The sequence below is a fragment of the Enterobacter sp. BIDMC 29 genome, from assembly GCF_019378755.1.
In the GTDB taxonomy this organism is placed as follows: domain Bacteria; phylum Pseudomonadota; class Gammaproteobacteria; order Enterobacterales; family Enterobacteriaceae; genus Enterobacter; species Enterobacter ludwigii.
This window is the reverse complement of record NZ_CP080000.1, coordinates 1670103-1692766: the sequence shown is the minus strand read 5'-3', so window position 1 is coordinate 1692766 and position 22664 is coordinate 1670103. Positions and strand designations below refer to the sequence as shown.

The window sequence follows — 22664 nt, the reverse complement described above, 5'->3', positions numbered from 1 at the left end:
GCCGGTAAGAGTGATCTCACTGGTGAGTAAAGCGCAGTAGGGAATATCCCGGTTCGGTACGACATCGACCGGGATAATCCACTTCAACAGACTGAGGTCGGTTAACTGAAGCATCTGAAAAGAGGGTGGCAAGCCTGACCGGTTTGCCCCTCGATGTTAAGCAGAGAATGGTGTAAATCGCTCTGCCGTTTCACGTCTTTTATTTATGCGGTATTAATGAACATGAATAACATTACGTTGGCTGAGAAAATGATCGTGCTGTCCGGTGCGCTGCTGTTTGCACTGATGATCGCGGTGAACTCCTTTTTTGTTAATGATAATCCAGGTTTCAGGGTACCCATGACAACCTATTTGATCGTCATGATTGCGCTATTTTTTCTGGATACCATTATCTCTATTTTTATCCAGATGCAGTATGCGTCTGACCGATCTCATTTATCCCTGTTAATCCTGAGCATGGCGTTTCTGAGCGGTCTCATCTATTTCATAGAAACGATTATCGTCATTCAGCTTCCTGAAGACGCAGGGTTAACCCATACGCTAAAAACTAACGATACGGCGGTATTTTATTTTTTCCGCCAGTTAAGTTTTATTTTTTTGCTGGGGCTTGCTGTATGGGTGGAGAAACACACGGCACGGCGACGGTTCACATTACGGAATAAGGTCTGGCTGGCGCTAATATCGTTAATCCCCCTGGTTATGTTCCCGGTGCTGGCCCATGCGTTGAGCAGCTACAATCCAACCTGGACATTAACGATAGCCGCGTATCGCCCCGATCAGTATCATCCTGTCTGGGATGTCCGCTACGTTAACGCTCTGATAGTTCTCTGGTCGGCCCTGGCCTGCTACATGACTTACGTGACACGCTTTTCATCTGGCGTCTGGAACAGCATCATCGTGGTGTGCCTTTCTGCGATCACCTATAACTTTTTCCTGCTCTTACTCGATACGTATAACCTGTCGCTCTGGTATATCAGCCGGGCGGTAGAAGTGTTCAGTAAACTATTTGTTATCTGTACCTTACTGTTACATGTCTTCAGCTTGCTGAGATTTTTTGGCGATCGGGTTAACCGCGATCCCCTTACGCAGATCTTCAACCGCAAGTATTTTTTTGAGGCACTTCAGCGGCTCCGCATGCTCAGAACAGAAAAGGGCACCAGCATTATGATGCTGGATATCGATAACTTTAAGACCATTAATGACACCTGGGGACATCCTGTGGGGGACCGCGTCATTCTGGCGGTCGTGGATATTATTAAAGACAGTATTCGTGATAATGACGTCTTTGCCAGACTGGGAGGTGAAGAGTTTGGCCTGCTGTTGCCCGACACGGACAGGAGTATGGCCGTAGTCGTCGCAGAACGTATTCGCAAGAATGTTGAGCAACGCACCGGGCAGGGTAACCTGTACGCGGTGCCCCTGACGGTAACGTTAAGTATTGGCGTGTGCTCAGCCATTCAGGAAAACGTCAACAGTAGCGATATCATTCGTGATGTGGATGAAGCACTGTATGAGGCCAAGCACGGTGGTAAAAACAGAACCGTGTGCAGACAGGCCGCAGGGTCGGTCTGAACCGGCGTTGCGCGCCTCCCGCGGTGTGATTTACGCGCAAGAAAAAACGGGGTTATAACACAGGGATGTAAATATCAAAGTTAACGCGCTCATCGCTGCAGGCGTTAAAACGCATTAAATGAATGCCATCGCGCAACGTCAGGCGGTTCGTCACCATTGCCTTAACAAACGCAATTTTGTTATAGGCGCTATAACATTCCCAGCTGCCTTCAAAGGACATTTTTGCATATTTTCCGGTAAGTAAAAGTGTGTCTTTCTTTGTTGTTTTAGTGCTGTCTAAACAATATGAAATTAAGACTTCTACCAGATAGGAACGGCTTTTACCCAGACGTTCTGGTCGGCGCGGCACTATGGCAAGCTGTTGGATCCGATCGCGATTCTCAAGCAGGAGTTTTTTGATTTTTTTAGTGACATCGTGCACCGCAGTATCAAAAAGATGATCGTGCTCTATAATCTCATGGGTATACGGAAAAATCTCATTGAGTTCACAGAGTGTTATTTCGGGTGTTTTAAGATCGTCTAATAAAAATGAGGGCTGAAGGATATCAAAATCCCACTCTTTTGCATTTCTGTATTCAGAAGGGGTGAGTCCCGACATCTTTTTAAAGGCTCTTGAAAACCCCTGGCTGCTTTGGTAGTGAAATAAATAAGCAATGTCCGTAACGGGAAGCGACGTCATTCTGAGCATGATGGCTGCAAGGCTCAGCCTTCTCCTTAGGATGTACTCACCTAAAGAGAGGTGATATTTCTCTTTAAACCATGTTTCCATGGTTCTTCTGCTATACCCGGTATCTTTAACCAGTTGATCAATATGTAAAATAGAAAAGTTATTTTCCTCTACCCAGGTGAGAATATATTTACTAATACTTTCTTTCATTCGATATCTACAGCGTGTGGCGTCATGACGTAATTAATAAATTGCCGGTGGGGGTTATGCCGAATACTCGCTTTATTGCGGTGGGATTCTGGCAATGACCTTAATTTCAAAATCAAAGCCCGCAAGCCAGTTTACCCCCACGGCCGTCCAGTTCGGATAAGGGGGGCGGGGGAACGCTAATTTTTTGGCTTCCATGATGGTTGAAAACTGATTTTCAGGATCGGTATGAAACGTCGTCACGTCGATCACATCATCAAACGTACATCCCGCGGCAGAAAGCGTAGCCTGGAGATTATCAAAAGCCAGTTGTACCTGAGCGCCGAAATCCGTTTCAGGTGTGCCGTCGCTGCGGCTTCCAACCTGGCCTGAGACAAATAACAGATCACCAGAGCGAATGGCAGCAGAATAGCCATGTTCTTCATAGAGGGCATGACGATTAGCGGGAAATACAGGTTCACGTGGGTGCATGGCATTTCCTTTTCGATTGGGGGTATTGTTGAGATCACGCGGTCGTATTAACATACGCGGCGTATGTCAAAATCTAAACCACATACGCCACGTATGTCAAACGGAAAAACACAACGTAACCAAGGACGTCTTATGGCTGCAAAAAGCCGTGCCGAAACGGCCCAGGAAAATCGCGAAAAAATGATACAGGCAGGGCGCAAAGCTTTTGCCGAGAAAGGCTATGCCGCAGCCTCCATGGATGAGTTGACCGCAAGCGTGGGGTTAACACGTGGAGCGCTATACCATAATTTCACTGACAAGAAAGGCTTGCTGGCTGCGGTGGTCGCCCAGATAGACAGCGAAATGGCACGAAAGGCGAAGGAAATTGCCGCCAGCGCCGAGAATGACTGGGAACGACTGCTGGCGGAAGGCGTCGCTTACATCAAAATGGCGCTCGATCCGGAAGTGCAGCGTATTGTACTGCGTGATGGTCCGGCTGTTCTGGGTGACCCGGCCCACTGGCCCAGCCAGAATAGCTGCCTGGAATCTACCCGTCAGACCATAGAAAAAATGATTGAACGCAAGGTCCTGAAAGACATGGATGCAAACGTCGCTGCACAGCTGTTAAATGGCGCTGCGCTCAATGCTGCACTGTTGATAGCCGCCAGTGACGATCCACAGAAGACGTTGCCACATGCGATTGAGGTGTTTGTCCTGCTTGCAAGCGGGTTACGCCATCAGTGAAAGGAAAGGGTTAACGCGCGCGAGCTGCCATTTAACCCTTAAAGGAACGGGTGTGCCGGGGGCATTTTTGTCGGATAAGGGGCGTTAAAACGCCGCGAGGATTTCGCGCGTGGTGAGCGTTGTTAATCCGCCCCTTGCACCAACGCGCTAGCGATCTTTTCTCCACGCATCCGCGGTTAATGCTTCACCGAAATGGCCGGCAATCAATCGCTTAGTCAGTTCATGAAGCGGAGAGGCCATAACATCCGCGGTACTGCCACGTTCAACAACTTCACCCTGATGCATGACCATCACCTGGTCGCTGATGTGTTTCATCATCCCCAGATGTTGGGTCACGTAGATATACGAGATACCCTGTTTTTCCTGTAATTCGAGCATCAGGTTAATTAACTGCGACCGCATCGACATATCCAGCGAGGCGAGCGCTTCGTCGGCGATAATCACTTTCGGGCGCAATATCAGCGCACGCGCGAGCCCAAGACGCTGTTTCTGGCCGGGGGCGAGCATGTGCGGGTAATAGCTCTCGTGATCGGGCAGCAGCCCAACCATCCGCAGGGTTTCAAAAACGCGTTTGCGTCGCGCTTCTGGCTCGAGATCGGTATTCAGACGCAGCGGAAAATCGAGGATTTGCGAAATACGCTGACGCGGGTTGAGCGATGTCGACGGATCCTGGAAGATCATGCGGATACGCTGGCTGCGGAAAGAGTAATCACCGAATTCCAGCGGATGGTCATCTATCAGCACTTCGCCGCCGGAGGGTTCAACCATGCCTGCCAGCATCTTCGCCAGCGTGGATTTACCGGAACCGTTCTCACCGATGATCGCCAGCGTCTGTTTTTCGCGCAGGGTAAAGCTGAGCGGCTTCACGGCTTCAACGGTCTGACGATGGAACAGCCCGGTACGGTAGCGAAAGGTCTTACTCAGGTTACGGACTTCCAGTAAGGTTTCGACCATTTCACTCTCTCTCCATGTTCAGCGGGAAATGACAGGCATATAGATGATTTTTGGCCCCTGTCAGGCGTGGCGTCTCAATACATTTACGCTGCGCATACGGGCACCGCGGCCCCAGACGACAGCCAATCGGCAAGGACTCCAGTAGCGGGATAGCCCCGGGCAGGGTATTCAGGCGACTCTTGTGCGGCATGGCGCTGCCAAAATCTGGAATGGCGCGGATCAGCGCCTGCGTGTACGGATGATGCGGCGCGGTGATGAGGTCTTCACTCGGGGCGGTTTCGACCGTCTGCCCGCAGTACATCACATCAATCTTATCAGCCCATTTGCTGAGCATTTGCAGGTCGTGACTGATTAACAAAATGGTGGTGTTGTTGTTCTGGTTCAGACGCGTCAGCAGGCGGAAAATCTGCGCCTGCGTGGTCGGTTCCATCGCGTTGGTCGGTTCATCCGCAATCAGCAGACGCGGCTGATTGGCCAGCGCGATGGCAATCATCACTTTCTGACACTCACCGTCGGTCAGTTCGTACGGAAAACTGCGCATGGCATCTTTATGATCTTTGATCCCGACGCGGTGCAACAGCTCAATAGCACGACGCTTACGCCAGCCAAACCGTTGCCACCAGCGGCCTTTATAGGTCCACCCGGGAATGTTCTGCATCAGCTGTTTGCCCACGCGCTCGGACGGGTCAAGACAGGATTGCGGCTCCTGGAAAATCATCGATACGTTATGGCCGACCAGCTTGCGACGCTCGCGAGGAGAGAGGCGTTGCAGGTCGATATCATCAAAACGCATACGGTCAGCGGTAACGCGCCAGTTATCCTTCGCCACACCACAGATGGCTTTGGCGATCAGGCTTTTCCCTGAACCGGATTCACCCACCAGCCCGCGAATTTCACCCTCAGCAAGGGTGATACTGATGCGATCGACGGCTTTCACCCAGCCTTCACCGGTTTTGAACTCGATGGTCAGGTTGCGAATATCAAGAAGCGGCATTATTGCACCCCCGCATTAATTGCACGGCGTATACCATCGCCCAGCAGGTTGACAAGCAGCACACTCACCATAATGGCTGCACCCGGTAACATGACCGTCCACGGCGCAACGTAGATAAGCTCAAGCGCGTCACCGAGCATCGCGCCCCATTCAGGCGACGGCAGCTGCGCGCCGAGATCGAGAAAACCAAGCGCCGCGATGTCCAGAATCGCCATCGACAGGGCGCGGGTGATCTCCGTGACCAGCCCGGCAGCGATGTTCGGCAGTACGGCAAACCAAAGGATGTTTAAGGTTGTTGCACCGTCCAGGCGAGCTGCGACGACATACTCTTTTTCCAGTTCGTCATGCACCATGCTGTATACCGAACGCACGATGCGAGGGAGGATCGCCAGCCAGACCGCGAACATGGCATGCGACAGGTGTGGCCCGACAAACGCCACCACAATGATGGCCAGCAGCAGGGACGGAATAGAGAGCAGGGTGTCGAGAATGTGGTTCAGTGCCGCCGAGCGCAGGCCATGCGTCGACCCGGCAAAGATGCCGAGCGCCAGACCGCAGATGGTGGCAGCAAACGTCACCACAAATGCACCGCCGACCGTCGGCGCCGCGCCGCTCAACAGGCGGCTCAATACGTCACGCCCGAGGTCGTCCGTACCGAGGAAGAAAGAGACCTCACCGTAGCGCGACCAGGATGGGGGCAGCAGCTGATAGCCAAGGAACTGCTGATCAATACCATAGGGCGCAAACCAGGAGCCAAAAACGCAGAGCAACACCAGCCCGGCGAAGCCATAAAGGCCAATCATTGCCGTGGTGTCACCATAGAATTTACGCCACACGGTACGCAGCGCACCGGGCGTGCGCTTTTCACTGTATACGTTATCGTAGGGCATACCATTCCTTATGCTTCAACGGGTTGGCCATAGCACCCAAAATATCGGAAATCACGTTAACAATAATCACCAGAGAGCCAATCACCATGACGCCCGCCGAAATGGCGGCGTAGTCCTGCTGGCGGATAGCGTTGATCAACCATCGTCCCAGCCCCGGCCAGCTGAAGACCATTTCGGTAATCATCGCCAGGGTGAGCATGGTGGAAAACTGAAGCCCCAGTCGCGGGATAACAGGCGGCAGGGCGTTATGCAGCACATTACGGCGCAAGATAGTCAGGCGCGATAAGCCGCGCGTGGCGGCCGCTTTGACATAGTTCTGATCAAACACCTCGATGGTGCTCAGGCGCATCAGGCGGATCACTTCGGTTGTCGGTGCCACCGCCAGCGTCAGTACCGGCAGGACCATATGGCGTACGGCGCTGACGATCATCTCATGTCGCCAGGCTGAATCAGACAGCCAGGCGTCAACGATAGCAAACCCGGTCACCGTTTTTACCGTATACAACAGGTCAAAACGGCCAGAAACCGGCAGCCAGCCCAGGTTGAGGGAGAAGAAAAGCGTCAGCAGCAGCGCCAGCCAGAAGATCGGGATCGAGAAGCCGAGCAGGGCGAGGGCGCTGATAAATTTATCCTGCCATTTGTTGCGATAAATCCCTGCCAGCATCCCTACCGGAATACCAACCATTAAGGCAAAACCGAATGCCAGAATGCACAGCTCCATTGTCGCCGGGAAAACCTCTTTCAGCTGCTCGGAGATGAGCTGTCCGTTGATGCTTGAAACACCGAAATCCCAGTGCAGCAGACCGTTAAACCAGAAGAGCCACGCATCCCACAGCGACGACCCCTGAAGCGGGGCGTGCGGGGTGAAATAGCTCAGACTGAAACCAACAAAGGTCAGGAAAAAGAGCGTCACCAACAGCAGCAGAAGGCGGCGCAAGGTAAAAATGATCATGGTTTTTTCACCTCTTGTTCTTTTTCGCGAGACACGCCAGCGAAGGAGGCGTTGCCGAACGGACTCAACACCAGGCCTTTAATATCATAGCGATAGGCCTGCAGGCGCAGGGACGAGGCCAGCGGTAGCACGGGCAGCTCTTCGGCAAGGATCTTCTGCGCTTCATCATAGGCGTCTATGCGTGACGCCAGCTGTTGGGACGCCAGCGCTTTTTGCAGCACGCCGTCAAATTCCCGGTTGCACCAGTGGGCGTAGTTGGTCTGGGAGTTAATCGCCGCACAGCTCAGCAACGGACGGAAGAAGCTGTCCGGGTCATTACTGTCGGTCGCCCAGCCAGTCAGGGTTAAATCATGGTTCATGTCCATCAGGCGCGCCTCCTGGAAACGACCCTCAACCGGCACGATGATCACTTTCACCCCCACCTGCGCCATATCTGCCTGCAACAGCTCGGCGGTCTTCAGCGGGCTTGGGTTCCAGGCCTGAGAGCTGGTCGGTACCCAGAGTTGCAGTGTCAGGTTTTCCGCCCCCAGCGCTTTCAGCTGTTCACGCGCTTTTGCCGGGTTGTATTCCGTAATTTTAGCTTCACTGTCATAGGCCCACGAGGCTCGCGGCAAAATAGAGGCGGCGGTTTCTGCCGTACCGTAATAGATCGACTGCATCAGACGCTGGTTGTTAATGGCCAGCGCCAGCGCGTGGCGTACGGCAGGGTTGTTCAGTGGCGGCTTATCGGTATTAAACGCCAGATAGGCGATGTTCATGCCGGGGCGTAACGTCAGGCGCAAACGCGGATCGTCGCGCAAAATGGTGAGCTGGCTGGCAGCAGGCCACGCCAGCACGTCGCACTCCCCGGTCAGCAGTTTTGATAAACGCCCCGTCCCGCCAGAGCCAAGATCGACCACTACCTGTGGCATCAGCGGCGTGCCGCGCCAGAAATGCGCATGGCGCTGCAGGCGGATATATTGTCCGGAGCGATATTCGGCCAGTTGGAACGGACCGGTACCGACTGGCTGACGGTCGATTAACTCCTGCCGATCGATTTTGCTCAGGTTCGCGGCGTACTCAGCAGACATAACGGACGCATAGTGGGTGGCCAGGTGCCAGAGGAAAGAGGCATCCGGGCGCTTCAGCGAAAACTCCACCGTGCGGTTATCCAGCTTGCGAACGCTTTTAACGGTATCGGCAAACTGCAGGCTGTCGAAGTAGGGGAAGTTGCTGCCGTTAACGTTATGCCACGGGTGATTACGGTTAAAGATACGCTGGAACGTAAAGACCACATCATCTGCGTTCAGTTTGCGCGTTGGGGTAAACCATGGCGTGTGCTGAAATGCGACATCATCGCGCAGGTGGAAACGGTAGGTCGCGCCGTTATCCAGGACTTCCCAGCTTTCGGCAAGCTCTGGCACCAGACGGTAGGTGTAGGGATCCACATCAAGCAGACGGTCATAGAGTTGCGCGGCAAGGGTATCCACAATCAGGCCGCTGCCCGCTTTTTGCGGGTTAAATGTATCAACCTGACCGCTTACGCAATAGACGAAGCCGCTGTCGCGAATATCAGGTTGCGTAGCGGGTTCGGGCGCAGCAAACGCCAGGCTGCTGAACAGACCAAGTGCAAAGAAGGACGATAAAACCAGACGCATAATTTTTAAGGTTTTTAGGTTCGATCTGCAAAGTGTATCGCACTTACGCCTGCTTCGTAAAAATGTCTGCGGGTAAGTGCTGATATTGTCAGCGCATTTGATGCTTTTTGAGCAATGCCCTTAATTGATGGTAGGTCAGACCCAGGAGTTCAGCCGCCCGTTTCTGGTTATATTTCGCCACCTTCAGGCTCTGCTCAAGCAGCTGTTGTTCCTGTTCATGCTGGAACTGCCGCAAATCCAGGGGAAGTGCAGGGGAAGCCCCGGACACGGGCGGGGCGGAAGCTGGCTGCGGGCTACGCTGAAAAGGATCGAGAATAATGTTATCCAGCTCGGTCTCACTGCTGCCGTGGCGATAGACAGAACGCTCCACGACGTTTTTTAACTCACGGATATTTCCCGGCCAGTGGTAAGCGAGGAGTGTCTCCTTTGCATACTCGCTGAACCCCGGAAAAAGCGGCAGGCCGAGTTCGCGACACATCTGAATCGCAAACTGCTCTGCCAGCAGCATGATGTCACTTCTTCGCTCGCGCAGCGGCGGGAGCTGAACGACGTCAAAGGCCAGCCGGTCGAGCAGGTCGGCACGGAATTTTTCCTCTGCCACCATTTGCGGGAGGTTGGCATTGGTGGCGCACACCAGACGCACGTTGACCTGCAGCGGCTGGCTACCGCCGACGCGCTCCAGCTCGCCATACTCAATCACGCGCAGCAGCTTTTCCTGTACCAGCATGGGCGCGGTGGCCAGTTCATCAAGAAACAGCGTGCCGCCGTCGGCGCGTTCAAAACGACCCGGATGGCGTTTTTGGGCACCGGTAAAAGCACCGGCTTCATGACCGAAAAGCTCCGTGTCGAGCAGATTTTCATTCAACGCCGCGCAGTTAAGCGAAATGAAGGGGCCATCCCAGCGTCCGGATAAATAATGTAGACGGTTAGCAATCAGTTCCTTACCCGTGCCGCGCTCACCGATAATAAGCACTGGCTTGTTGAGCGGCGCGAGACGGGAGACCTGTTCGAGGACTTCCAGAAAACTGTTGGCTTCGCCGAGTAAATTGTCTTTGTATCCAGCCATGATGAAATTAACCACTCCTTAGTGATATTCACCAGGTGAGCATAGTGTGCCGATGCCTGGAAATCAACCACATCAAGTAAAATCAACAAGATAAAAACTTGGCACGGTATTTGTATTAGTTATGTAGCAGGGCATCGCCCGATAACAGAACTATGAGGATCACATTATGGGTATTTTTTCTCGTTTCGCCGACATCGTGAACGCCAATATCAACTCACTGCTTGAGAAAGCGGAAGATCCGCAGAAGCTGGTGCGCCTGATGATTCAGGAAATGGAAGATACGCTGGTTGAAGTGCGTTCTACCTCCGCCCGTGCGCTGGCTGAGAAAAAACAGTTAACGCGCCGCATTGAGCAGGCGACCGCTCAGCTTAACGAATGGCAGGAAAAAGCAGAACTTGCGCTGCGTAAAGATAAAGAAGACCTGGCCCGCGCCGCGCTGATTGAAAAACAGAAGCTGGCAGACATGGTCGCGACGCTCGAGCATGAAGTCACACTGGTCGATGATACCCTTTCGCGTATGAAGAAAGAGATTGGTGAGCTTGAGAATAAACTGAACGAAACGCGTGCGCGTCAGCAGGCGCTGGCATTGCGCCACCAGGCGGCAAGCTCATCCCGCGATGTACGTCGCCAGTTGGATAGCGGTAAGCTGGATGAAGCAATGGCACGTTTTGAGTCGTTTGAACGCCGTATCGACCATATGGAAGCGGAAGCGGAAAGTCACAGCATTGGTAAACAAAAGTCACTGGATCAGCAGTTCGCTGACCTGAAAGCGGACGATGAAATCAGCGAGCAACTTGCTGCGCTGAAAGCCAAAATGAAGCAAGACAACCAATAATAATTTGTGCGGCACCTGAGCGTGCCGCCACGCATCGTAAGACAAGGAGTACACATGAGCGCGCTTTTTCTGGCTATTCCCCTGACCATTTTCGTGCTGTTTGTTCTGCCGATTTGGTTATGGCTGCACTACAGCAACCGTTCTTCACGTGGTGAACTTTCCCAGAGTGAACAACAGCGTCTCGTACAGCTGACCGAACAGGCGAATAATATGCGCGAACGCATTCAGGCGCTGGAAGATATCCTCGATGCAGAACATCCAAACTGGAGGGACCGTTAATGGCTGGACTGAACCTGAACAAAAAATTGTGGCGTATTCCGCAGCAGGGAATGGTACGCGGCGTCTGTGCCGGACTGGCCCATTATCTTGATGTCCCGGTCAAACTGGTTCGCGTGGTAACGGTGCTGTCGATCTTCTTCGGTCTGGCGTTTATCACCCTGGTGGCGTACATCGTGCTGTCGTTTGTACTCGACCCGATGCCGGAAGGTGAACTGGCCGCAGAAGGCGCACCGACCAGCAACGATCTTCTCAACGCGGTTGACGATCAACTCGCCGCTGGGGAGAAGCGGTTACGTGAGATGGAGCGCTATGTCACGTCTGACACCTTCACGCTGAGAAGCCGTTTTCGTCAGCTTTAAGAGAGAATATACATGAAGCAAAACTGGCAACAGGCCGGTCAGAAGGTAAAACCCGGCCTGAAAATCGCAGGTAAACTGGTCCTGCTGACGGCATTACGTTTCGGCCCGGCAGGTGTGGCGGGTTGGGCGATAAAATCTGTTGCCCGCAAGCCGGTAAGAATGTTGCTGGCTGTGGCGCTCGAACCTCTGCTGCAAAAAGTGGCAAAACGGCTTTCACGCCGCTACTTTCCCCAATAATTCCTGCGTACGTTAGCCTTTCTCGTTTTCGGGGCAGGCTAGCGATACTTCTTCGCTTTCCCTTTCTTTCTTTGCGGCAGCTCACAATACTGCGTTGAGCTGCTTTGCAATTGCGTTTTTCTGCGTCCCGGTCCGTTGACAGATATTTTTCATGGGAGTAGATTGCGTTCCGTGGGACCGCTACCATGGAAAATAAAATGCAGGCTAAAATTAAAGAAATCATTAATCTTGTTTACGGGGAATCATTTTCCGATACCCATTTTTCGGTGTTGCTGGAAAAGATTGATAACGCGATTTCTGTTATTACAGATAAGCGTAAGGTGGGGTGGGATGAAAAAGATGTTGTCCTGATTACGTATGCCGATCAGTTTTCGGCAGAAGGGGAGAAAGCCCTGCCGGTTTTCACACGGTTTTATAATAAGTGGCTCTCTCACTCCTTTTCACATGTTCATCTTTTACCTTTTTATCCGTGGTCTTCTGACGACGGTTTTTCTGTTATTGATTACCACGACGTCGCACCAGAAACAGGAACGTGGCAGGACATTGCCGAATTAAAACAATCAGCCAGTTTGATGTTTGATTTCGTCTGCAATCACATGTCGGCGCAAAGTCAATGGTTCGCGAATTACCTTAAGCAAATGCCGGGGTATAACGATTTCTTCATTTCTGTTGACCCTGAAACGGATCTGTCGGCCGTCACGCGACCGCGTGCTTTGCCCCTCCTCACGCCGTTTACGCTTCACGATGGCAGCGTACGCCACCTGTGGACCACCTTCAGCAGCGACCAGGTCGATCTCAATTTTGCCTCTCCTCGGGTTCTGATTGCGATGGTAGACGTGCTGCTGCACTACCTGACTGAAGGGGCGCGCTACATTCGTCTGGATGCCGTTGGGTTTATGTGGAAGATACCCGGAACGAGCTGTATCCATCTGGAACAAACCCATCAGCTTATCCAGCTTTTCCGTGCCATCACCGAGGCTGTCGCGCCGGGTACGGTGATAATCACTGAGACCAATGTCCCGCATAAAGACAACGTTGCCTACTTTGGTGACGGCAACAATGAAGCGCAGATGGTGTATCAGTTCTCCTTGCCGCCGCTTGTGCTGCATGCGGTACACCGTCAGGATGTCCGGGCGCTGTGTCAGTGGGCGTCGTCGTTGACGCTTCCTTCCACGAAAACCACCTGGTTTAACTTTTTGGCCTCGCATGACGGGATTGGCCTCAATCCGTTACGCGGAATTTTACCCGAGTCTGAGATCCTCTCGCTGGTAGAGAAACTTCAGGCCGAGGGGGCGCTGGTCAACTGGAAAAACAATCCGGATGGAACGCGAAGCCCGTATGAAATCAATGTCACTTATCTTGATGCGTTAAGCACAAGGGACTGCGATGACAATCACCGTATTGCCCGGTTTATTCTGGCTCATGCTGTACTCCTGAGTTTCCCCGGTGTGCCTGCCGTCTATATTCAAAGTATTCTTGGCTCGCGTAATGATTATGAGGGCGTGGAGCGCATGGGATATAACCGTGCGATTAACCGCAAAAAATACCTCGCCGGTGCAATCGACAGTGAGCTTGAGAACGAAAATAGCCTGCGGCAGAAAGTCTATTATAGATTGCGTGAATTAATCGCCCTGAGGCGTGCAGAAAAAGCATTCCACCCTGACAGTCAGGCTTGTTTTAGTACGGCAGGCGAGCATGTATTAAAAATAATGCGTATTGCGCAAAGTGGCGAAAAAGTTACCGCGTTATTTAATTTCAGCGATCGCGTTCAAACGCTTGAGTCGAATATTCCATCCGGCAGGGAATTGATCGCCGGGAAAGATATTACTGGTACGACTCTGACCCTTAATCCATGGCAGGTGTTGTGGATTAAAGAAAACTAAAAAAGGACCTTAAACATGAATATGCCCAAAATTGTGCTGATATCAGCACTGGTTTCGTGCGCCTTGTTGTCAGGCTGTAAGGATGACAAACCCTCTGCTGTCACCATTGAGTTTATGCACTCCTCAGTTGAACAGGAGCGTCAGGCGGTAATTACAAAACTGATTGAAAAATTCGAGAAAGAAAACCCGACGATTACGGTGAAACAGGTACCGGTAGAAGAGGATGCCTACAACACCAAAGTGATTACGTTGGCCCGCACCGGTGCGCTGCCCGAGGTCATTGAGGTCAGCCATGACTACGCAAAAGTCATGGATAAAGAGCAGCTGCTGGACCGGGATGCGATCAACGCCGCCATCAACGCGGTGGGCGAAAACACCTTCTATGACGGAATTTTACGTGTCGTTCGCACGGAAGACGGCTCAGCCTGGACGGGGGTGCCAATCAGCGCCTGGCTGTCTGGCGTCTGGTATCACAAAGATGTGCTTGCTGCGGCGGGTATTGAGGAGCCGCATAACTGGGAACAGCTGCTGAAAGCCAGCCAACGCCTCAACGATCCGGCTAAAAAACGCTATGGCATTGCGCTACCCACGGCGGAAAGCGTGATGACCGAGCAGGCGTTTTCTCAGTTTGCGCTTTCCGGTGGCGCGAACGTTTTTGACGCCAACGGGAAAATCAACATTGATACCCCGGAAATGGTGAACGCGCTGGCGTTCTATAAAGCACTGGCCGCGACCACCATGCCGGGCTCGAACGATGTCATGGAGATTAAAGATGCCTTTATGAATGGTTCGGCACCGATGGCAGTGTATTCCACCTATATCCTGCCGGCGGTCTATAAAGACGGCAACCCAGCCAACCTGGGCTTTGTCGTTCCGACTGAAACGTCTTCAGCGGTCTACGGCATGGTCACATCGCTGACGATCACCTCCGGTCAAACAGAAGATGAAACCCAGGCTGCACAGAAGTTTGTCACCTGGATGGAGCAGGCACAGAACGCGTCTGACTGGGTGATGATGTCCCCGGGTGCCGCGCTGCCGGTGAACAAACTGGTCGTCGGCACGGACTCCTGGAAAGACAACGAGGTCATTAAAGCGTTTGGTCAACTTCCCTACGAGCTTATCGCCCAGTTCCCGAATGTGCAGGTATTTGGCGCCGTGGGCGACAAAAACTTTACCCGCATGGGTGATGTAACGGGGTCCGGCATCATCAGTTCCATGGTGCATAACGTCACAGTAGGTCAACAGGATCTCACTGCAACGTTAAGCAACAGCCAAAAGCGACTGACTGACCTGATTTCACAACGATAGGAGCGCTCTGCGGAAGGAAATTATGAAGACGTTGTTTTCTGGTCGTTCAGATATGCCTTTCGCCATGCTGCTGTTGGCCCCCAGCCTGATTTTGCTGGGGGGCCTGGTGGCCTGGCCGATGATTTCCAATATTGAAATCAGCTTTTTACGTTTGCCGCTTAACCCGCGCATTAGCGCCGTGTTTGTCGGGCTGGATAACTATGTTCGTATCCTCAGCGATGGCGCATTCTGGCACTCCCTGTGGATGACGTTCTGGTACACCGCCCTGGTGGTGATGGGCAGCACGGCGCTGGGGCTGGCCGTTGCCCTCTTTTTTAACCGGGAATTTCGTCTGCGGAAAACGGCACGTTCACTGGTGATTTTGTCCTACGTCACACCATCCATCTCGCTGGTGTTTGCATGGAAATACATGTTCAACAACGGCTACGGCATTGTGAACTATCTGGGTGTCGATCTGTTGCACCTGTATGACCAGGCGCCGCTGTGGTTCGACAACCCGGGCAGCAGTTTTGTACTGGTGGTGCTGTTCGCCATCTGGCGTTACTTCCCCTACGCGTTTATCTCGTTCCTCGCGATATTGCAGACCATTGATAAATCGCTGTACGAAGCCGCGGAAATGGATGGGGCAAATGCCTGGCAGCGTTTTCGTATCGTCACACTGCCCGCCATTATGCCGGTGCTGGCCACGGTGATTACACTGCGAACCATCTGGATGTTCTATATGTTCGCTGATGTTTATCTCCTGACCACCAAGGTCGATATTTTGGGCGTCTATCTCTACAAGACCGCATTTGCCTTCAATGACCTCGGGAAAGCCGCTGCCATCTCCGTGGTGCTGTTCGTGATCATCTTCGCCGTCATTCTGCTGACCAGAAAAAGGGTAAACCTCAATGGCAACAAATAAACGCGTACTGAGCCGTCTCGGTTTTTATCTGGGGCTGGCGGTGTTTCTGATCATCACGCTGTTCCCGTTCTTTGTGATGTTAATGACCTCGCTTAAGAGCGCGAAAGAGGCGATATCGCTCCATCCGACCATCCTGCCGCAGGCGTGGACGCTGCAGCATTACATCGACATCTTTAATCCGCTGATCTTCCCGTTTGTGGACTACTTCAGAAACAGCATGGTGGTCTCGCTGACCTCGTCGGTGATTGCCGTTTTTCTCGGCACGCTGGGGGCTTACGCGTTATCCAAACTGCGTTTTAAAGGACGCACGACGATCAATGCGAGTTTTTACACCGTCTATATGTTCTCGGGGATTTTGCTGGTGGTGCCGCTGTTCAAAATCATCACCGCGCTGGGGATCTATGACACAGAGCTGGCGCTGATTATCACCATGGTGACCCAGACGCTGCCGACAGCCGTCTTTATGCTGCGCAGCTATTTCGACACCATTCCGGATGAAATAGAAGAAGCTGCGATGATGGACGGGCTTAACCGCCTGCAAATTATCTTCCGCATTACCGTTCCGCTGGCGATTTCCGGCCTCGTGTCGGTGTTCGTCTACTGCTTCATGGTGGCATGGAACGACTACCTGTTTGCATCCATTTTCCTGTCCAGCGCCAGCAATTTCACCTTGCCGGTTGGGCTAAACACCCTCTTTAGCACGCCAGATTATATCTGGGGTCGCATGATGGCGGCATCGCTGGTAACGGCGCTTCCGGTGGTCATCATGTACGCACTGTCTGAACGTTTTATCAAAAGTGGTTTGACCGCCGGTGGCGTTAAAGGCTGAGGCGGCCAGTTTTAACTAGGAGTCAGTCATGAAAAAGTTAGTTGCGACAGCGCCTCGTGTAGCGGCGCTGGTGGAATATGAAGATCGTCCTGTTGCCGTCCATGAAGTGAAAATTCGTGCGCGCTTCGGCGCGCCAAAACACGGCACCGAAGTGGTAGATTTCCGGGCGGCAAGTCCCTTCATTGATGAGGAGTTTAACGCGGAGTGGCAGATGTTTACCCCGCGTGAAGAGGGCGCGGCGCGGGGCATTGAGTTTGGTAAGTTCCAGCTGGGCAACATGATCGTTGGCGACATTATCGAATGCGGCGATGACGTGACGGAGTACCAGACGGGCGACCGTGTCTGCTGCTATGGGCCGCTGCAGGAGACGGTCATCGTGAATGCCGTTAATAACTACAAGCTGCGCAAAATGCCGCAAGGGTCTTCCTGGAAAAATGCCGTCTGTTACGACCCTGCGCAGTTCGCCATGAGCGGCGTGCGTGATGCTAACGTGCGGGTAGGGGATTTTGTCGTTGTAGTCGGACTGGGTGCCATTGGGCAGATTGCGATTCAGCTGGCGAAAAAAGCCGGTGCATCCATCGTCATCGGTGTCGATCCTATCGCGCATCGCTGCGAAATTGCCCGCCGTCACGGGGCTGATTACTGCCTCAATCCGTTTGGCACCGATGTCGGTCTGGAGATTAAAAAACTGACCGGAAAGCAGGGCGCTGACGTGATTATCGAAACCAGCGGTTTTGCCGATGCATTGCAGTCTGCGCTGCGCGGGCTCGCCTACGGTGGAACGATCTCCTACGTGGCTTTCGCGAAACCGTTCGCAGAAGGGTTCAATCTGGGGCGTGAAGCCCACTTCAATAACGCGAAAATCGTTTTCTCGCGCGCCTGCAGCGAACCCAACCCGGATTACCCGCGCTGGAGCCGCAAGCGTATTGAAGAGACCTGCTGGGAACTGCTGATGAACGGTTATCTGAACTGCGAAGATCTGATTGACCCGGTTGTCACCTTTACCACCAGCGCTGAGAGCTACATGAAGTATGTCGATCAGCATCCGGAACTGAGCATCAAGATGGGCGTCACTTTTTAAGCTAAGGAGAGCATCAATGAAAATCGCAACGCAAAACCAGGCCTTTTTCCCGACTTCTATTCTGGAGAAATTCCAGTACATCAAAGCGATGGGTTTTGATGGCTTTGAAATTGACGGCAAACTGCTGGTGGACAATCTCGATGAAGTGAAAGCCGCAATCACCGCCACGGGCCTGCCGGTGACCACCGCCTGCGGGGGATATGACGGCTGGATTGGTGACTTCATTGAAGAACGTCGTCTGAACGGATTAAAACAGATCGAACGCATCCTGGAAGCGCTGGCTGAAGTGGGTGGAAAGGGAATTATTGTGCCTGCCGCCTGGGGAATGTTTACCTTCCGTTTGCCGCCGATGACCTCTCCACGCAGCCTGGCGGGTGACCGCGAAGTGGTGAGTGCTTCGCTGCGTTATCTGGATGAGGTGGCGGCGCGTACCGGGACCACCGTTTACCTTGAGCCGCTCAACCGCTACCAGGATCACATGATCAACACGCTCGCGGATGCGCGTCGCTATATCGAAGAGAACGCGCTCAGGCATGTGCAGATCATCGGCGACTTTTACCACATGAATATCGAAGAAGATTCGCTAACAGAGGCGCTGCATCGCAACCGGGATCTGCTGGGTCATGTGCATATCGCCGATAACCATCGCTATCAGCCTGGCAGCGGGACGCTGGATTTTGCCACGTTGTTCGGGCAGCTTCGTGCGGACAACTATCAGGGCTACGTGGTGTATGAGTGCCGTGTCCGCGCCGACGATCCGGCCCAGGCTTACCAGGATTCACTCACGTATCTGCGTGAATGCTAAGGATGACGAGCGTGATGAGTGCTTCAACACCTTCGCTTCTGCGCGTCGCCATTATTGGCGCCGGGCAGGTCGCGGACAAAGTGCATGCCTCGTATTACGCCACACGCAGTGATGTTCAAATGGTCGCTGTCATGGACAGCGGCCTTGAACAGGCACAGGCGTTTGCGGAACGTCATGCAATTCCTTCGGTCTGGCAGAATGCATCTGAAATGCTGCAGGCGGTAAAACCTGATGTGGTCAGCGTCTGCTCGCCAAACCGATTCCATTTTGAACATGTCATGGCGGCACTGGAGGCCGGATGTCATGTGATGTGCGAAAAACCGCCTGCCATGACGCCGCAACAGGCTGACCAGATGCGCAGGGCGGCCCGTAAAGCGGGAAAAGTGCTGGCGTATGATTTTCACCATCGGTTTGCGCTCGACACGCAGCTGCTACGTGACGCTGTCACAAACGGGGCGTTAGGTGAGATCTACTTTACGTCGGCGCAGGCGCTGCGTCGTTGCGGCGTGCCGGGCTGGGGCGTCTTTACGAACAAATCGCTACAGGGTGGCGGACCGCTGATCGATATCGGTATTCATATGCTGGATGCCGCGATGTATGTGCTGGGTTTCCCGGCGGTAAAAAGGGTGACCGCCCACAGCTTCCAGAAGCTGGGGAACCGTAAAAACAGTGGACAGTTTGGCGAGTGGGATCCCGCCCGGTTTACCGTTGAAGATGCTCTGTTTGGCACAATTGAATTCTGCAATGGCGGCGTTCTGCGCCTGGATACGTCGTTTGCGCTGAATATCCGTGAGCAGTCGATCATGAATGTTTCATTCTGTGGCGAAAAGGCGGGGGCCACGCTCTTCCCGGCTCACATTTACCACGATGAGGCGGGCGTTTTACAGACCCTCATGCAGCGTGATGAGGCAGACGACCAGCGTCACCTGCGCAGCATGGAGGCGTTTGTACGCCATGTGCTGGGAGAGCCGGTTATGATCGCAGATGCGGAACAGGGGCTGGTTATCCAGCAACTTGTTGCCGCGCTTTATGAATCGGCGGATACAGGGGAAAGCGTGACGTTATGCTGAATGTGTCTGTTTTAACCGAACCGGGCTTCTCTCCCCACAGTCTGAATAAATACGCCTCCATCATGGCTTGCGGCAATGGCTACATGGGCATTCGCGCGGCACACGAAGAGGATTACACCCAGCAAACCAGGGGCATGTATCTCGCCGGGCTTTATCATCGCGCAGGTCGCAATGAGACCACGGAGTTAATCAACCTGCCGGATATTACCGGTATTGAGGTTGAACTGGATGGTGTGAATTTTACCCTGCTTTCCGGGGCGCTTCTTGAGTGGCAGCGCGCGCTGGCGTTTGCCAATGGTGAACTGCGTCGCAGCGTGCTCTGGCGCTCGCCCGACGGGAAACGCTATCGCCTGGAGAGCCGTCGTTTCGTTTCTCTCGCTCAGCTGCCGTTAGTGGCAATGCAACTCGCCATCACTCCCCTTGATGGGCCCTCGCAGGTGGTGTTGAAAACCGGAATCGATGCGACGCAAACCAACAGCGGCAGGCAGCATCTGGATGAGATTTCAGTCCGGGTGTTCGACCAGAACTGTATGCAGGGCGTGTATGAAACGCAGGACCGGGTTTCTGATGTCGTTATATCCGCGTTCTGCCGGCTTTCAGCGGGTAGCGAAAGCTGCTTTACCGCTAAAAATCGTCGCATCAGTGCGCATTACGCCCTGAACGTTTCGCAGGGTGACACTGTCACGCTTGAAAAGATCGTCTGGGTCGCCCACCGCAGTGACAAAGCCCTTTCGCAGGCGTCGTTTGCGCGTAACGCACTGGCCGAACTCAAGGTGTGCGCAGCGCGAGGCTACGCATCGTTGCTGGAGAGCTCTGCCTGCGCCTGGGAAGACGTCTGGCGAGATGCGCGGGTAGCGGTAACGTCTGCGGAACCGCAGGATCAGCTCGCGCTGGATTATACCGTCTGGCATCTGACCGCCATGACGCCTGCCGACAATGAGCGCTGCAGTATCGCCGCGAAAGGATTGACCGGCGAAGGGTATAAAGGCCACGTCTTCTGGGATACCGAAATTTTCCTGCTGCCTTTCCATCTCTTTACGCGTCCGCAGGTCGCCCGCAGTCTGCTGCGTTATCGCTGGCTCAACCTGGCCGGGGCTCGTGAAAAAGCGCGTCGCAACGGCTGGCCTGGCGCACTTTTCCCCTGGGAGAGTGCCGCGAGCGGTCAGGAGGAGACGCCGGAATATGCAGCAATCAACATCCGCACGGGCACGCGCCAGAAAGTGGCCTCTGCGCTGGCAGAACATCACATTGTGGCGGACATTGCCTGGGCTGTCGTGGCCTACTGGCAGGCGACACATGATGACGCTTTTATGCGTAACGAAGGGCTGACGCTACTGATAGAGACGGCAACGTTCTGGATGGGGCGGGCGACGGAAGTCAATGGTCGCCTGGAAATCCACGATGTGATCGGGCCGGATGAGTACACGGAGCACGTCAATAACAATGCCTACACCAACTATCTGGCCTGGCACAATGTCGCCTGTGCGCGCCAGTTTATGGCGATGTTCAATCGTGAAGATGCCGGCTTCATGGAGAATGCCAGCCGGTTTATGTCCCGTTTGTGGTTACCGCAAGCCAACGCAGAAGGGGTCCTTCCTCAGGATGACACCTTCATGGCGAAACCGGCAATCGATCTGAGCCGCTATAAGGCGAAAGCGGGTAAACAGACCATTCTGCTCGATTACTCCCGCGCGGAAGTGAACGAGATGCAGATCCTTAAACAGGCCGACGTGGTGATGCTCAACTACCTGCTGCCGGAACGGTTTACCCCACAGCAGTGTGCTGCCAATCTGGCGTACTACGAGCCGCGTACCATACACGACTCTTCGCTGAGCAAAGCGATTCATGGAATTGTTGCTGCCCGGTGTGGCGATACGGAAAGGGCCTACGCCTTCTGGCGTGAGGGTATCGCCATCGATCTGGGCGACGATCCGCACAGCTGCGATGACGGGATTCATGCTGCCGCCACCGGGGCTATCTGGTCCGGCGTTATTCAGGGATTTGCCGGCATGCAGATCGTCCAGGGGGAATTGCATCTTGCCCCGAAGCTGCCTGCCCACTGGCGAAAACTGGCTTTCCCGCTGCGATGGAGAAACGCGCGCATGCACTTCACGTTTGAAAATGATGTTTTAACGATTGAAACCACTGCACCGGTGACCTTAACGCTGTGGGGTAAAACCCTGTGCATAACGGATCGGCAGGTCTGCTCTTTCAGGGATTTTTTTACATCTCTTGGTGGGACCGCTACCACAGGAGCAAATCATGAAGCCTGAGGCCGTTGTCTTCGATCTTGATGGTGTGATCACCGATACCGCGCATCTGCATTTTCTGGCCTGGCGTGCCGTGGCGCAGGAAATTGGCATCTCGTTCGACGTGGTGTTCAACGACGAGCTGAAAGGGATAAGCCGTATGGAATCGCTGCAGCGGATCCTGCGTCATGGCGGAAAAGAGGGGGAGTTTAACGACCAGCAGCGGCAGGCGCTCGCGGATAAAAAGAACGCGCGCTACGTTGGGTCTCTGGCGTCGTTGACGCAGGATTCTCTGCTTCCGGGCATCCGCGAGGTGCTGGCGGAAATTCGTGCGGCGAACGTCAAAATCGGGCTGGCCTCTGTGTCCCTTAACGCCCCCGGTATTTTGCGGGCGCTGGGCATTGAGAAGGCCTTTGATTTCTGCGCCGATGCCTCGCGCATTGCCCGCTCAAAACCGGACCCGGAGATCTTTCTTGCGGCCTGCGCCGGGCTGAACGTGCGCCCCGAGCAGGCTATCGGAATCGAAGATGCTGCAGCCGGCGTTGAGGCAATCAACGCGGCGGGAATGCTCTCGGTCGGGATTGGGCCAGGCCTGAACCATGCGGGATTACAACTTCATTCAACGCAGGAACTGACCTGGAAATGCCTGACGGATTTCTGGGCATCCCGAACGGTAATGATAAGGAATTAAA

23 protein-coding genes are annotated in these 22664 nt (G+C 53.7%); 15 read left to right on the top strand and 8 right to left on the bottom strand.

Features of this window, described 5'->3' with window-relative positions:
* Nucleotides 1-222 precede the first annotated feature (222 nt).
* Complete coding sequence (locus JTA15_RS07520; RefSeq protein WP_032679689.1) at nucleotides 223-1572, top strand: GGDEF domain-containing protein; 1350 nt, start codon at nucleotides 223-225, stop codon at nucleotides 1570-1572.
* A gap of 52 nt (nucleotides 1573-1624) precedes the next feature.
* On the opposite strand, the gene JTA15_RS07515 is transcribed toward JTA15_RS07520, so the two are convergent.
* Together JTA15_RS07515 and JTA15_RS07510 are read right to left on the bottom strand one after the other, a co-directional pair.
* Nucleotides 1625-2449 (bottom strand): helix-turn-helix domain-containing protein, encoded by an 825-nt coding sequence (locus tag JTA15_RS07515; protein WP_032680892.1) that lies wholly within the window; start codon nucleotides 2447-2449, stop codon nucleotides 1625-1627.
* 72 nt (nucleotides 2450-2521) lie between these two features.
* The gene (locus JTA15_RS07510) at nucleotides 2522-2917 is read right to left on the bottom strand and encodes a RidA family protein (RefSeq protein WP_020882451.1); all 396 of its coding nucleotides are present in this window, start codon (nucleotides 2915-2917) and stop codon (nucleotides 2522-2524) included.
* A 132-nt stretch (nucleotides 2918-3049) separates the two neighbouring features.
* Between JTA15_RS07510 and JTA15_RS07505 the strand changes: the two genes are divergently transcribed.
* Nucleotides 3050-3640: a TetR/AcrR family transcriptional regulator gene (locus JTA15_RS07505; RefSeq protein ID WP_032678285.1), complete on the top strand. Its 591-nt coding sequence runs from the start codon at nucleotides 3050-3052 to the stop codon at nucleotides 3638-3640.
* A 147-nt stretch (nucleotides 3641-3787) separates the two neighbouring features.
* Here the strand turns inward: JTA15_RS07505 and sapF are convergent, their stop codons facing one another.
* The 6 genes from sapF to pspF form a co-directional block, all read right to left on the bottom strand.
* A complete protein-coding gene (gene sapF / locus JTA15_RS07500) occupies nucleotides 3788-4594 on the bottom strand; it encodes a putrescine export ABC transporter ATP-binding protein SapF (protein WP_014170351.1) in 807 nt (268 codons plus the stop codon).
* A 1-nt stretch (nucleotide 4595) separates the two neighbouring features.
* On the bottom strand, nucleotides 4596-5588 hold the full coding sequence (gene sapD / locus JTA15_RS07495; RefSeq protein ID WP_014170350.1) for a putrescine export ABC transporter ATP-binding protein SapD: 993 nt from the start codon (nucleotides 5586-5588) through the stop codon (nucleotides 4596-4598).
* Nucleotides 5588-6478 carry a putrescine export ABC transporter permease SapC gene (gene sapC / locus JTA15_RS07490; protein WP_014170349.1) on the bottom strand — a complete coding sequence of 297 codons (891 nt, stop codon included), beginning with the start codon at nucleotides 6476-6478 and terminating at the stop codon, nucleotides 5588-5590. Before sapC ends, sapD begins: the two co-directional genes overlap by 1 nt.
* Nucleotides 6465-7430: a putrescine export ABC transporter permease SapB gene (sapB, locus tag JTA15_RS07485; RefSeq protein ID WP_014170348.1), complete on the bottom strand. Its 966-nt coding sequence runs from the start codon at nucleotides 7428-7430 to the stop codon at nucleotides 6465-6467. The genes sapC and sapB overlap by 14 nt, the downstream gene beginning before the upstream one ends.
* A complete protein-coding gene (gene sapA, locus JTA15_RS07480) occupies nucleotides 7427-9067 on the bottom strand; it encodes an ABC transporter substrate-binding protein SapA (RefSeq protein WP_020882454.1) in 1641 nt (546 codons plus the stop codon). The genes sapB and sapA overlap by 4 nt, the downstream gene beginning before the upstream one ends.
* Nucleotides 9068-9155: 88 nt before the next feature.
* Complete coding sequence (gene pspF / locus JTA15_RS07475) at nucleotides 9156-10133, bottom strand: phage shock protein operon transcriptional activator (RefSeq protein ID WP_050736884.1); 978 nt, start codon at nucleotides 10131-10133, stop codon at nucleotides 9156-9158.
* A gap of 166 nt (nucleotides 10134-10299) precedes the next feature.
* On the opposite strand from pspF, the gene pspA reads away from it, so the two are divergent.
* The 13 genes from pspA (at nucleotide 10300) to pgmB (ending at nucleotide 22663) form a co-directional block, all read left to right on the top strand.
* On the top strand, nucleotides 10300-10968 hold the full coding sequence (gene pspA / locus JTA15_RS07470) for a phage shock protein PspA (protein ID WP_014170345.1): 669 nt from the start codon (nucleotides 10300-10302) through the stop codon (nucleotides 10966-10968).
* 54 nt (nucleotides 10969-11022) lie between these two features.
* A complete protein-coding gene (gene pspB / locus JTA15_RS07465; protein ID WP_020882456.1) occupies nucleotides 11023-11247 on the top strand; it encodes an envelope stress response membrane protein PspB in 225 nt (74 codons plus the stop codon).
* Nucleotides 11247-11606, top strand: a complete 360-nt coding sequence (pspC, locus tag JTA15_RS07460) for an envelope stress response membrane protein PspC (RefSeq protein ID WP_014170343.1) — start codon at nucleotides 11247-11249, stop codon at nucleotides 11604-11606. The genes pspB and pspC overlap by 1 nt, the downstream gene beginning before the upstream one ends.
* 12 nt (nucleotides 11607-11618) lie before the next feature.
* Nucleotides 11619-11843 carry a phage shock protein PspD gene (gene pspD, locus JTA15_RS07455; RefSeq protein ID WP_014170342.1) on the top strand — a complete coding sequence of 75 codons (225 nt, stop codon included), beginning with the start codon at nucleotides 11619-11621 and terminating at the stop codon, nucleotides 11841-11843.
* 185 nt (nucleotides 11844-12028) lie between these two features.
* A complete protein-coding gene (locus JTA15_RS07450; RefSeq protein WP_270291781.1) occupies nucleotides 12029-13726 on the top strand; it encodes a sugar phosphorylase in 1698 nt (565 codons plus the stop codon).
* 15 nt (nucleotides 13727-13741) lie between these two features.
* Nucleotides 13742-15034, top strand: coding sequence for an ABC transporter substrate-binding protein (locus tag JTA15_RS07445; protein WP_219373066.1), 1293 nt, complete (start codon nucleotides 13742-13744; stop codon nucleotides 15032-15034).
* 22 nt (nucleotides 15035-15056) lie between these two features.
* The gene (locus JTA15_RS07440; protein ID WP_025204014.1) at nucleotides 15057-15938 is read left to right on the top strand and encodes a carbohydrate ABC transporter permease; all 882 of its coding nucleotides are present in this window, start codon (nucleotides 15057-15059) and stop codon (nucleotides 15936-15938) included.
* Nucleotides 15925-16767, top strand: coding sequence for a carbohydrate ABC transporter permease (locus JTA15_RS07435; protein WP_020882460.1), 843 nt, complete (start codon nucleotides 15925-15927; stop codon nucleotides 16765-16767). Before JTA15_RS07440 ends, JTA15_RS07435 begins: the two co-directional genes overlap by 14 nt.
* A gap of 28 nt (nucleotides 16768-16795) precedes the next feature.
* Complete coding sequence (locus JTA15_RS07430; RefSeq protein ID WP_047744740.1) at nucleotides 16796-17848, top strand: zinc-binding alcohol dehydrogenase; 1053 nt, start codon at nucleotides 16796-16798, stop codon at nucleotides 17846-17848.
* Between the two features lie 16 nt (nucleotides 17849-17864).
* Complete coding sequence (locus JTA15_RS07425) at nucleotides 17865-18653, top strand: sugar phosphate isomerase/epimerase (RefSeq protein ID WP_219373065.1); 789 nt, start codon at nucleotides 17865-17867, stop codon at nucleotides 18651-18653.
* Between the two features lie 11 nt (nucleotides 18654-18664).
* Nucleotides 18665-19723, top strand: coding sequence for a Gfo/Idh/MocA family protein (locus JTA15_RS07420; protein ID WP_025204017.1), 1059 nt, complete (start codon nucleotides 18665-18667; stop codon nucleotides 19721-19723).
* Complete coding sequence (locus JTA15_RS07415) at nucleotides 19717-21996, top strand: glycoside hydrolase family 65 protein (protein WP_219373064.1); 2280 nt, start codon at nucleotides 19717-19719, stop codon at nucleotides 21994-21996. Before JTA15_RS07420 ends, JTA15_RS07415 begins: the two co-directional genes overlap by 7 nt.
* A complete protein-coding gene (gene pgmB, locus JTA15_RS07410) occupies nucleotides 21986-22663 on the top strand; it encodes a beta-phosphoglucomutase (protein ID WP_151712339.1) in 678 nt (225 codons plus the stop codon). The genes JTA15_RS07415 and pgmB overlap by 11 nt, the downstream gene beginning before the upstream one ends.
* Nucleotide 22664: the final 1 nt, after the last annotated feature.